This window comes from Streptomyces sp. NPDC040410 (genome assembly GCF_055595715.1).
Window position 1 is genome coordinate 79,369 of record NZ_JBVIVK010000003.1, and the last position, 11,367, is coordinate 90,735.

The window sequence follows — 11,367 nt, forward strand, 5'->3', positions numbered from 1 at the left end:
GACTGGTCGTGGGACGGGTTCGCGGAGCGGGTCGGCGGCAGCCTGGCGGTACGCCGCGCGGCGGCCCGGCGGGAAGCCGGACCGCCGCGGGAGGGGCCATGACGGGAGCCGATCGGTCCGAGCGATCTCTGAGCACCGCCGCGGGGACGGGTCGGAGCATCGGCCGGGACGTCAGCCGAGGTCGACCTCCGGGTAGAGGGGGAAGCCTGCCACGAGGTCGGTGGCGCGGTGGGAGATCTCGTCCGCGATCTTCGGGTCGAGGACGTGCTGGGCCTTGGAGGGGGTGCCCTTGCTGGTGGTGCCGGCCTCCGTGGTGGTCAGGACGCGGTCGATGAGGCCCGCGACCTCGTCCATCTCGGCGGTGCCGAGACCGCGCGTGGTCAGGGCCGGGGTGCCGATGCGGATGCCGGAGGTGTACCAGGCGCCGTTGGGGTCGGCCGGGATGGCGTTGCGGTTGGTGACGATGCCGGACTCGAGGAGGGCGGCCTCGGCCTGGCGGCCGGTGAGGCCGTAGGAGGAGGTGACGTCGATCAGGTTGAGGTGGTTGTCGGTGCCGCCGGTGACAAGCGTGGCGCCGCGGCGCATCAGGCCGTCGGCGAGGGCACGCGAGTTGTCGACGATGCGTTGGGCGTAGTCGCGGAAGGAGTCCTGGCGGGCCTCCGCCAGGGCGACCGCCTTGGCGGCCATGACGTGCGGGAGCGGGCCGCCGAGGACCATCGGGCAGCCGCGGTCGACCTGGTCCTTGAGGGAGTCGTCGCACAGGACCATGCCGCCGCGCGGGCCGCGCAGCGACTTGTGGGTGGTGGTGGTGACGATCTGGGCGTGCGGGACCGGGTCGAAGTCGCCGGTGAGGACCTTGCCGGCGACGAGGCCCGCGAAGTGGGCCATGTCGACCATGAGCGTGGCGCCGACCTCGTCGGCGATCTCGCGCATGATGCGGAAGTTCACGAGACGGGGGTAGGCGGAGTAGCCGGCGACGATGATGAGCGGCTTGAACTCGCGGGCCGTGGCGCGCAGGGCCTCGTAGTCGAGGAGGCCGGTGGCGGGGTCGGTGCCGTAGGAGCGCTGGTCGAACATCTTGCCGGAGATGTTCGGGCGGAAGCCGTGGGTGAGGTGGCCGCCGGCGTCCAGGGACATGCCGAGCATGCGCTGGTTGCCGAAGGCCTGACGGAGCTCGGCCCAGTCGGCGTCGGAGAGATCGTTGACCTGGCGGACGCCGGCCTTCTCCAGGGCGGGGGTCTCCACGCGCTGGGCGAGGACGGACCAGAAGGCGACGAGGTTGGCGTCGATGCCGGAGTGCGGCTGGACGTAGGCGTGGCGGGCGCCGAACAGCGCCTTGGCGTGTTCGGCGGCGAGGGACTCGACGGTGTCGACGTTGCGGCAGCCGGCGTAGAAGCGGCGGCCGATGGTGCCCTCGGCGTACTTGTCGCTGAACCAGTTGCCCATCGCCAGGAGGGTGGCCGGGGAGGCGTAGTTCTCGGAGGCGATCAGCTTGAGCATCTCGCGCTGGTCGGCTACCTCCTGGCCGATGGCGTCGGCCACGCGCGGCTCGACGGCGCGGATCACGTCGAGGGCGGCGCGGAAGGCGGTGGACTCGTTGGAGAGGGGCGCGGCGTTGTCAGGCATCAGGGACCTCCGGACGTGGCATTCGGCGTTCACGGTACGGCCCAGGCGCACGGCACACATTCCAGCTCGGGCCGCTCCCCGATGGTCGGTCCCATCCCAGCGCGCCAGTCACGGCCCTGCGGTCAGCCTACCGGGCGCGCCGGACGGGCAAGGTCCCTCGTCCACCATGCGAGCGACGATAGGAAGGGGGTCGTCCCCACCTCTCGGCACCTTATGGAGATCCCGTGACCGCTACGGAGACATTCATCGCCGCGGCCGACGCGCACAGTGCGCACAACTACCACCCGTTGCCGGTCGTCGTGGCGACGGCGGACGGGGCGTGGATGACCGATGTGGAGGGGCGGCGGTACCTGGATCTGCTGGCCGGTTACTCGGCACTCAATTTCGGGCACCGCAACCGGCGGATCGTCCACGCGGCGAAGGCGCAGCTGGACCGGGTGACGCTGACGTCCCGGGCTTTCCATCACGACCGGTTCGCGGCGTTCTGCGGAGAGCTCGCCGAGCTGTGCGGGATGGAGACGGTGCTGCCGATGAACACGGGTGCGGAGGCGGTGGAGACCGCGGTGAAGACGGCCCGGAAGTGGGGGTACCGGGTCAAGGGCGTGCCCGCTGAGATGGCGAAGATCGTGGTCGCGGGCAACAACTTCCACGGCCGTACGACGACGATCATCAGCTTCTCCACCGACCCGGATGCGCGGGCGGACTTCGGGCCGTACACGCCGGGCTTCGAGATCGTGCCGTACGGGGATCTGACGGCGATGCGGGCGGCGCTCACCGAGAACACGGTCGCGGTGCTCCTCGAACCGATCCAGGGCGAGGCGGGAGTGCTGGTGCCGCCGCCCGGCTATCTGCCGGCGGTGCGCGAGCTGACGCGGGAGCGGAACGTGCTGTTCGTGGCGGACGAGATCCAGTCGGGGCTGGGGCGGACGGGGCGCACCTTCGCGTGCGAGCACGAGGGGGTGGTGCCCGACGCGTATGTGCTCGGGAAGGCGCTCGGGGGCGGGATCGTGCCCGTTTCCGCGGTGGTGTCCTCGGCAGAGGTGCTGGGGGTGTTCCGGCCCGGGGAGCACGGGTCGACGTTCGGCGGCAATCCGCTGGCCTGTGCGGTGGCGCTGGAGGTGATCGCCATGCTGCGGACGGGCGAGTACCAGGCACGGGCGGCGGAGCTCGGCGGGCATCTGCACCGGGAGCTGCGGGCGTTGGCCGGTACGGGGAGGGTGACGGCCGTGCGCGGCCGCGGGCTGTGGGCGGGCGTGGACATCGCCCCGGTGTACGGGACGGGACGGGAGGTCTCCGAGAAGCTGATGGACCGGGGCGTGCTGGTGAAGGACAGCCACGGGCCGACGATCCGGATCGCCCCGCCCCTGATGATCGGCAAGGAGGACCTGGACTGGGGGCTCGCCCGGCTGCGGGGCGTGCTCGGGATGTGAAGGCCGGTTCACCGGCCACCGCAGGCGCTGAGTCCGGCTGTCCGGACACAGCTCCCACAGGATCGCCGGCAGCACCTTGTTGCTCAGCGGCATCTTCCGGGCGGTCTCGATCCACAGGGTGCGGCCCGTGCCGCCGCAGTTGTCGAGGGTGTCGAGGACGTGGCCGGCGAAGCGGCCGGTGGTCGGCCGCTCCCAGGGGTGGAGCTTGAAGCAGTGCGGCGACGCCATGCACGCACTCTCGTCGCGGGGCCCGCCCTCCGGGCGGACGACGGGAATTCGGCGACAGGACCTAGAGTCGCTTTGTGCTCTTTGGAATGGTATGCGCGCTCGGTGCCGCGCTCTGCTTCGGTACGGCGACGGTGTTGCAGGCGATGGCGGCGCGGGCGGCGGCAGCGGCCGGGCCCGCCACGGGCCCGGCCCGAGAGGCAGTGCTGCTGGTGCGGGCGCTCAGACAGTGGCGGTTCCTCGCGGGGCTCGCGCTGGACGGACTGGGGTTCCTGCTGCAGATCGCGGCTCTGCGGTCGCTGCCGATCTACACGGTGGGGGCGGCGCTGGCCTCAAGTCTCGCGGTGACCGCGGTCGTTGCGGCACGGCTGCTGAAGGTGCACCTGAGCGGGAGCGAGTGGGCTGCGGTCGGGGTGGTGTGTGCCGGGCTCGCGATGCTGGGGCTGGCGTCCGGGACGGAGGGGGACCGGGGCGGGTCGGCCACGTTGAAGTACGCGATGCTGGGGACGGCCGTGGCCGTGCTGGTGCTCGGGATCGCGGGCGGGCGGCTGCCGGGGCGGGCGCGGGCCCTGGTGCTCGGGCTGGGGGCCGGGTTCGGGTTCGGTGTGGTGGAGGTGGCGGTGCGGCTGATCGACTCGCTCGCGCCCTCGGCACTGGTGACCAACCCCGCCACGTACGCGCTGCTGCTGGGGGGCGGGGCCGCGTTCGTCCTGCTCACTTCCGCCCTGCAACGGGGATCGGTGGCGACGGCCACCGCCGGCATGGTGATCGGGGAGACGATCGGGCCCGCCGCGGTGGGGGTGGTGTGGCTCGGGGACCGCACACGGGACGGGCTCGCATGGCTGGCCGTGCTGGGGTTCCTCGTCGGCGTGGCGGGGGCCCTGGCGCTGGCGCGGTTCGGCGAGGCGCCGGCCGAGGGAACGTGACGGCCGCACGGCACCGGAGCCCCGCCGCGGCCCTGCCCTTGGGTGCGGGCGGCGCCGGCGGTGCGCGCCCCGGAATGGCGGAACCGGAATGGCGGAAATGGCTGGACCACCTCATGGAGCCGCTGCCGGGCGGTGAATTCCCGGCCCTGAAGGTGCGCCGGATCGCGGCTATTCCGGCAACGCGGCGCACAACGCGTCCAGTGTCCCCGACCACGCGTGGTCCGGCGGCGTGCCGTACCCCACCACCAGCGCGTCACGCCGCTCGGCGGTGGACCGCGGGTGCCGGTAACGGCGCAGTCCGTGCACCGCCAGCCCCTGCCAGGCCGCCGCCCGCAGCGCCTCCTGCTCGGTGCCCGGTGGGAGCCGGAGCACCATGTGCAGTCCGGCGGCGATTCCGGTGGGGTGAACCGAGGGGGCCCGCCTGGCGAGTTCGGCCACCAGGGCGTCCCGGCGGCGCCGGTAGCGCAGGCGGGCCGACCTGACGTGGCGGTCGTACGCGCCCGAGGTGATGAACTCCGCGAGCGTCAGCTGGTCCAGTGCCCCGCACGACCAGTCCACCCCGCCCTTGGCCAGGGCGACCTCGGCGGCGATCGACGGCGGCACGACCAGCCAGCCCAGGCGCAGCCCCGGAGCCAGTGACTTGCTGGCGGTGCCCAGGTAGACCACGTGGTCGGGATCGAGGCCCTGCAGGGCGCCCACGGGCCGGCGGTCGTAGCGGAACTCCCCGTCGTAGTCGTCCTCCAGGAGCAGCCGGTCGCCGCGCCGCGCCCAGTCCACCACCGCGGCCCGCCGGTCGGGGTGCAGCGCACCGCCCATCGGGAACTGGTGTGCCGGCGTCAGGAGCACCGCCCCGGCGTCCGTGAGGGCGCCGGAAACCTCCGTCAACTCATCGGTGCGCGTGCCGAGTTCGTCCAGACCGAGCGGCATCGTCCGCAGTCCTGCCCGCTCCAGCAGCCTCCAGTGCGCGTCGAGGCCGTACGACTCCACGGCCAGCGACGTCAGCCCCCTGTCCCGCAGCACGCTGCCGAGCAGCATCAGACCGTGCGCGAAGCCGGAGCAGATGACGATGCCGTCCGGGTGCGTGCGGACGCCGCGTGCCCGCGCAAGGTAGCCGGCCAGAGCGGTGCGCAGTTCGACGCGGCCGCGGGGGTCGCCGTAGCCGAGGGCGTCGTACGGGGCGACGGACAGAGCGCGGCGGGATGCCTTCAGCCAATCCGTGCGTGGGAAGGCGGACAGATCAGGGGTGCCCGGGATCAGGTCGTACGCCGGCCGGGGCGGCGTACCACGGCCGGGTGCCGGTCCCGCCGACGGCGATGGCGGCGGGCTCCCCCACTGCCCGAAAGGCGTGGGAGGTACCCCCGCCGCCACGCGTGTGCCCGAGCCCACGCGGGCGGTGAGCCAGCCCTCGGCGACGAGGTCGGCGTACGCGTCGGCGACCGTGTTGCGGGCGATGCCCAGGTCGGCGGCGAGCGCGCGGGAGGAGGGCAGCCGGGTGCCGGGAGCCAGCCGGCCGGTGCGGACCGCCTCGCGCAGTGCGTCGGTCAGGCCCCGGCGCAGGCCCGGACCGGTCGGCTCCACGTGCAGGTCGATACCCAGAGTGGCCCACGGTTCTGCCATGGAAATGGACCATACCCGTGGGCTGCCTCGCTCCTAGGGTCGACATCATGACGACGAGCGACGACACCACGACGACCGGGGAGACCGCCGGGTACGCCCCCGAACAACCGCCCAGGATGCGCTGGGCCAAGCACGCCCCCGACGTCTACAAGGCGATGGTCCGCCTGGACGCGGCCGCCAGGCAGGGGCTCGACCCCCGGCTGGTGGAGCTGGTACGGCTGCGCGCCTCCTCGCTCAACCGCTGCGCGTTCTGCCTGGACATGCACACCAAGGACGCGCTCGCGGGCGGCGAGAGCGTCCACCGCATCGTGCAGCTGAGCGCGTGGGAGGAGTCGCGGCACTTCTACACGGAGAAGGAGCTCGCGGCGATCGAGCTCACGGAGGCCGTGACCGTCCTGACGGACGGGTTCGTGCCCGACGAGGTGTACGAGAAGGCGGCCGAGCACTTCGACGAGGCAGAGCTGGCCCAGCTCATCGCCACGATCGCGGTGATCAACGCGTGGAACCGGTTCGGCGTGTCCGCGCGCGCGGTGCCCGGCCACTACAAGGCGGGCGACTGCGGGTGACGGTGCGTACGAAACTCCTCGACCGCGAGGTCGGCCAGGCCATGTCCGCGCTCAGCGCGGCGGCGAAGAAGGGAGTCGGCGACCCCGCGCTCGCCGAGCTCGTCGTGATCCGGGCCTCGCAGCTCAACCACTGCGCCTTCTGCCTCGACATGCACCTCGCGGTCGCCCGTGGACTCGGGGTCTCTGAGCGGCAACTGGACCTCCTCAGCGCCTGGGAGGAGACCGAGGACGTCTACGACGAGCGGGAGCGGGCCGCGCTCGCGCTGACGGAGGCGGTCACGGTACTGACGGACGGGTTCGTGCCCGACGAGGTGTACGAGAAGGCGGCCAGGCACTTCGACGAGACCCGGCTCGCCCATCTCATCGCGCTGGTCGTCGCCATCAACAACTGGAACCGGGTGATGGTCAGCCGCCGGATCCCGCCGGGAGGTCACACACCATGAGCAAGGTCGACGTCTTCCGGGCACTGCACCGCGGGCGGGTCCATGGCGACCCCCTCGTCCTGCCCGGCCCCTGGGACGCCGCCAGCGCCCGTGTGCTCGCGGAGGCCGGCTTCCCGGCACTCGCCACACCCAGCGCGGGGGTCGCCGCCTCGCTCGGCTACGAGGACGGGGCGACCCCGGCCGACGAGATGTTCGCGGCGGTCGCCCGGATCGTACGGGCCGTGGACGTGCCGGTGTCCGCGGACGTGGAGGACGGGTACGGGCTGGCTCCGAAGGAGCTGGTGGAACGGCTGCTGGAGGCGGGCGCCGTGGGCTGCAACCTCGAGGACTCCAGCGGGGGTCTCCTCAAGGACCCGCAGGAGCACGCCGACTGGCTGGCGGAGGTGCGCGACGCGGCCGGCGGCCGGCTCTTCGTCAACGCGCGCATCGACACGTTCGCCCGCGGGGTGGCCGACCCCGGACGGGCCATCGAGCGGGCCGCGCTGTACGTCGCCGCCGGCGCCGACTGCGTGTATCCGATCGGCGCCCCGGCGAACATGGTGCCGCTGCTGCGGTCCGGGATCCAGGGCCCCGTCAACGTGTTCGCCCGCCTGGACGGCGAGGGCCCCTCGCCCACCGAACTCGGTGAACTCGGGGCCACGCGCGTCACGTTCGGGCCGGGGTTGCAGCGGCGGACGGCGCTGACGCTGCACGAGATCGCGGCAGACCTCGCGAAGTAGCGGTGTTCAGGACAGCCACGCCTTCCACGTGGACGTGTGGCTGTCCACCCACTTCTGCGCCGCCTGCTCCGGCGTCAGCTTCTGGTCGGCGATCATCAGGGAGACCTCGTTCTGGTCCTCGGTCGTCCACTTGAACTTCTTCAGCAGGGCCGCCGCCTTGCCGCCGCTCTTCGCGAAGCCGGCGTTGAGGTACTTCCGCAGCGGGGTGTGCGGGTAGGCGCAGGCGACCTTCTCCGGGTCGGCGTCGCTTGTACGCCGGCAGCCTCACCTCCGTCATGGGGACCTTCTCGAACAGCCACTGCGGCGCGTACCAGTAGGTCAGGAAGGGCTTTCGCTCCTTGGCGAACTGCCTGATCTGGGTGATCTGCGCGGCCTCCGAACCGGCGAACACCACCTGGTAGTCCAGCTTCAGGTTCTCCACCAGCGCCTTGTCGTTGGTGATGTAGGAGGGCGAGCCGTCCATCAGCTGGCCCTTGCCGCCGCTTTCCGCGGTCCGGAACCGCGACGCGTACTTGTTCAGGTTCTTCCAGTCGGTGACGTCGGGGTGCCGCTCGGCGAAGTACGTCGGCACGTACCAGCCGATGTGCCCGGTGACGCCGGGGTCGCCGCCCCGCGCGATCGTCTTCTTGTCGTCGACGTACTGCTTCTCCTGGTCGGGGTGGCCCCAGTCCTCCATGATCGCGTCGACCCGGTGAGACGAGGCCGACATCAGGGTGCTCGGCGAGCCGCGCGCCGACCGAGTGGCCGGGGCCGGTGACGATGTTGGCGACACCGGCGGGCAGGCCCGCCTCCACGAGCAGGTCGATGAGGGCGATCGTGGTCAGCGGGGTGATCTCGCTCGGCTTGACGACGAAGGTGTTGCCGGCGGCGAGCGCGGGGGCGATCTTCCAGCTGGCCTGGAGCAGTGGGTAGTTCCACGGGGTGATCAGCGCGCACACCCCGACGGGTTCGTGTACGACGACACTGTGGATGTCGGGCGAGCCCGCGTCGACGACCCGGCCGGGGGCCTCACCCGCGACGAGGTCGGCGTAGTAGCGGAAGGTGTCGGCGACGCAGTCGACGTCGGCGCGGCCCTCCTCCAGGGTCTTGCCCGCGTCACGGCTCTCCAGGAGACCGAGCCTCTCGCGGTCACGGGCGAGGAGGCCGGCGACACGGCGCAGCAGGGCGGCCCGCTCGGTGACGGCGGTGCGCGGCCAGTCGCCCGCGTCGAAGGCGCGCCGGGCGGCGTCGACCGCCAGATCGGTGTCCTTCTCGTCACCCTCCGCGACCACGGCGAAGGGCAGGGCGTCCGCGGGGTCGAGGATCTCGCGCGTGGCATCGGAGACCGCTTCCAGCCACTCGCCTCCCGCGTGAATCGTCCGGTGCGCCTGATGTTCCCCTCTGTCCGCCATGATCGGTCTTGCCTTCCGTTCCTGTTCAGTACCCCTGCGTCACATTCCCGTCACCCTCAGGGACCGTGTGCGCCTGCCCCCCGCCCCTCCGAAGCATGCGCAATCCATGGCCGAAAGTGCGCTGCGTCACTGAACATGCGGGCAAATGGGGCGAAACGTACGCTGAGTGGTGATCCGCACCACGGAGGTGACGCCATGGCCGGAAGATCACTGATCTGCGCGGCGGCGAGCGCGGCCCTCCTCCTCTGCCCGACGGCCCTCGCCTCGACGGCAGCGGCGCAGGACGGCGACGACCTCACCGCCCAGGAGCTGTCCCAGCAGGCGAAGGACAATCTGCTCGACGCCAAGTCCGTCCACCTGAAGCTGACGGACCGGAGCGCCGGTACCAAGACCAGCAAGACGCAGCCGACGTCGATGGATCTCGCGCTGGACCAGGCCGGCAACTGCGCCGGCTCGCTGAGGATGGGGGCGGCCGGCGGCAGCGTCGAGATCGTCAAACAGGGCGACGAGGTGTGGCTGAAGCCGGACACCGCGTTCTGGAAGTCCCAGGTGCCCGGCGCCCAGGGCGACGCGGCCGCCGAGCTCTTCAAGAACCGCTATATCCACGGCTCCACGCAGGACGCCCTGCTCAAGGGCATGGCCGACACCTGCAGCCTGACCAGCTTCCAGAAGGACATCGCCACCGACACGTCCGGCGACAACACCGTGACGAAGGGCGCCGAGACGACCGTCGACGGCACGAAGGTGATCCCGCTGAACGGCACGCAGGACGGCAAGCGGGCGGTCCTGTACGTCACCTCGGACTCCCCGCACCGCTTGGTCCGGGCCACGCAGAAGGGCGGCGGGACCGACGTGACACTGGCCTTCTCGGACTACGACAAGCCGGTCCCGTCGAAGACGCCCTCGGCGGCCGACTCGGTGGACGTCGGAAAGCTGCAGCAGGAACTGCAGAAGCTGTGAGTCAGGAGGGGTGTTGTCAGGTGGAGTGGTGTCAGGAGGAGTGGTCGGGACGAGTGGGCCACGTGTGGGTCAGTCCACCGCCGCCGGGTCGCAGCCCCCTAGCGGTGGGCAGAACCAGTCCAACGCGGTGGTGAGCAGCTCGAGTTCGTCGTCGCGGCCGTCCGCGTCGGGGCCGTACGCGGCGATCGCGTAGATGTTGCCGTCGGCGGCCACGAAACGCTCGTCGTAGACGTGCCAGGTGCCGACGTCGGGTTCACCCTTCATGGAGTCCGCCAGGTACTCCAGCCGGGAGCCCGTGAACCCGCCGTCGTCGAGGTTCTGCAGGTCCAGCTCCTCGAACCCCTTCGGCCTGGGGGTCTCGTCCGACAGGTACAGCTCGAACGAGGCGTCCGGCGACTCCTCCGCCACCTGGTACACCTGCAGCCGGTGTTCGCTGCCGGCGTCGCGGTAGTTGACCACCGCGATGCCGTACTGGGAGTCCACAGTGGAGCGCGTCCACCCCTCGGGGATCGCGATCCGGAAGCCCTCCTCGTCGTCGACCGACTCGTAGCCCGCGGGGAGTTCGGGGGTGGAGACGGAGGGCGAGGCCGTGGTTTCGGTGGGCGACTCGGTGACCTCCGTCTGCTGGGAGGGGCCGGGCGTCGGGGACGCGCTCGCCGAGAGCGGCCGGCCGTCCTTGCCGTCGTCCCCGGTGTCGACGACCAGCGTCAGCACCAGACTCACGGCGACGCCGACCGCGGCGGCCCCGATCAGCACGGACCAGACGAGCCGACGGCTCATGCCACCGGCGGGAGCGGGCACGGACGGCTGATCCGCGGGCGGCCAGGCCCCGGGTCCGGGCCAACTGCCGGGCACCTCCGAGGGAGGTGGCCAACTGCCGGGCACCTCCGAGGGAGGTGGCCAACTGCCGGGCACCTCCGAGGGAGGCCAGGCTCCCCCTCCACCGGTCGCCGCGGACACCTCCGTCGGCGACCATGCACCCCCTCCACCGCCCGTCGGCCCCGACACCTCCGTCGGCGACCATGCACCGCCGCCGGGCGGGGTCCCCGCGCCACCCGGCCCGTGCCAGCCGCTCTGCCCGCCGGCACCCGGCCATCCGGCGGGCGCCGGCGGCGCCGAGGCCACGTCGTCCGACGGAGCCGTGGTGGGCGTACCCGCATCGGGCGGATCGACGGGGGCCACCGCCCCGCCTTCCTCCGCCGAATCCGCCGCCGAGGACCCTGACCCGGGCCCTCCACGGGCGGACGGTCCCACGCCAGGCGCCCAGTCGCCCCGGGAGCCGTCGCCCGGAGCCACGCCGCCCCGCGAGGCGTTGTCAGGAGCCACGTCCGCCGGGGAGCCGTCGCCCCCCAAACCGTCGCCCGGCACGACATCGGCCGGGGAACCGTCGCCCCTCAAACCGTCGCCCGGCGGAGCCACCACGCCCCGCGAGGCGTCGTCAGGAGCCACGTCCGCCGGGGAGCC

The 11,367-nt window shown here is 72.2% G+C and carries 9 protein-coding genes, 3 pseudogenes and 1 riboswitch; of the genes and pseudogenes, 6 read left to right on the forward strand and 6 right to left on the reverse strand.

Annotation, left to right across the window (positions count from 1 at the left end; all coding sequences use genetic code 11):
* Positions 1-171: 171 nt before the first annotated feature.
* Entirely contained in the window at positions 172-1,626 is a 1,455-nt protein-coding gene (locus ACZ562_RS07665; RefSeq protein WP_471174972.1) for a glycine hydroxymethyltransferase, read from the reverse strand.
* Between the two features lie 32 nt (positions 1,627-1,658).
* A riboswitch (ZMP/ZTP riboswitch) is annotated at positions 1,659-1,748 on the reverse strand.
* A 102-nt stretch (positions 1,749-1,850) separates the two neighbouring features.
* On the opposite strand from ACZ562_RS07665, the gene rocD reads away from it, so the two are divergent.
* Complete coding sequence (gene rocD / locus ACZ562_RS07670) at positions 1,851-3,056, forward strand: ornithine--oxo-acid transaminase (RefSeq protein ID WP_471174974.1); 1,206 nt, start codon at positions 1,851-1,853, stop codon at positions 3,054-3,056.
* On the opposite strand, the pseudogene ACZ562_RS07675 reads toward rocD, so the two are convergent.
* Positions 3,025-3,269 (reverse strand): annotated as a pseudogene (locus ACZ562_RS07675) (glutathionylspermidine synthase family protein); the annotation flags it as partial. The gene rocD and the pseudogene ACZ562_RS07675 overlap by 32 nt on opposite strands.
* A gap of 101 nt (positions 3,270-3,370) precedes the next feature.
* On the opposite strand from ACZ562_RS07675, the gene ACZ562_RS07680 reads away from it, so the two are divergent.
* Positions 3,371-4,207: a DMT family protein gene (locus tag ACZ562_RS07680; protein ID WP_471175664.1), complete on the forward strand. Its 837-nt coding sequence runs from the start codon at positions 3,371-3,373 to the stop codon at positions 4,205-4,207.
* 168 nt (positions 4,208-4,375) lie between these two features.
* Here ACZ562_RS07680 and pdxR read toward each other — a convergent pair whose 3' ends face one another.
* Entirely contained in the window at positions 4,376-5,824 is a 1,449-nt protein-coding gene (pdxR, locus tag ACZ562_RS07685; RefSeq protein ID WP_471174976.1) for a MocR-like pyridoxine biosynthesis transcription factor PdxR, read from the reverse strand.
* A gap of 47 nt (positions 5,825-5,871) precedes the next feature.
* Between pdxR and ACZ562_RS07690 the strand changes: the two genes are divergently transcribed.
* The 3 genes from ACZ562_RS07690 to ACZ562_RS07700 are packed head-to-tail and all read left to right on the forward strand — an operon-like array spanning position 5,872 to position 7,552.
* Entirely contained in the window at positions 5,872-6,390 is a 519-nt protein-coding gene (locus ACZ562_RS07690; RefSeq protein WP_471174978.1) for a carboxymuconolactone decarboxylase family protein, read from the forward strand.
* Positions 6,387-6,833, forward strand: a complete 447-nt coding sequence (locus ACZ562_RS07695; protein WP_471174980.1) for a carboxymuconolactone decarboxylase family protein — start codon at positions 6,387-6,389, stop codon at positions 6,831-6,833. Before ACZ562_RS07690 ends, ACZ562_RS07695 begins: the two co-directional genes overlap by 4 nt.
* Entirely contained in the window at positions 6,830-7,552 is a 723-nt protein-coding gene (locus ACZ562_RS07700; RefSeq protein WP_471174982.1) for an isocitrate lyase/PEP mutase family protein, read from the forward strand. The genes ACZ562_RS07695 and ACZ562_RS07700 overlap by 4 nt, the downstream gene beginning before the upstream one ends.
* 6 nt (positions 7,553-7,558) lie before the next feature.
* Here ACZ562_RS07700 and ACZ562_RS07705 read toward each other — a convergent pair.
* Positions 7,559-8,252: pseudogene (locus tag ACZ562_RS07705) on the reverse strand (glycine betaine ABC transporter substrate-binding protein); the annotation flags it as partial.
* Positions 8,245-8,943, reverse strand: a pseudogene (locus ACZ562_RS07710) (aldehyde dehydrogenase family protein); the annotation flags it as partial. The pseudogenes ACZ562_RS07710 and ACZ562_RS07705, both read right to left, overlap by 8 nt.
* Positions 8,944-9,138: 195 nt before the next feature.
* On the opposite strand from ACZ562_RS07710, the gene ACZ562_RS07715 reads away from it, so the two are divergent.
* A complete protein-coding gene (locus ACZ562_RS07715; RefSeq protein WP_471174984.1) occupies positions 9,139-9,903 on the forward strand; it encodes a LolA-like protein in 765 nt (254 codons plus the stop codon).
* A 69-nt stretch (positions 9,904-9,972) separates the two neighbouring features.
* Here ACZ562_RS07715 and ACZ562_RS07720 read toward each other — a convergent pair whose 3' ends face one another.
* Entirely contained in the window at positions 9,973-10,683 is a 711-nt protein-coding gene (locus tag ACZ562_RS07720; protein ID WP_471174986.1) for a hypothetical protein, read from the reverse strand.
* Between the last annotated feature and the right edge of the window lie 684 nt (positions 10,684-11,367).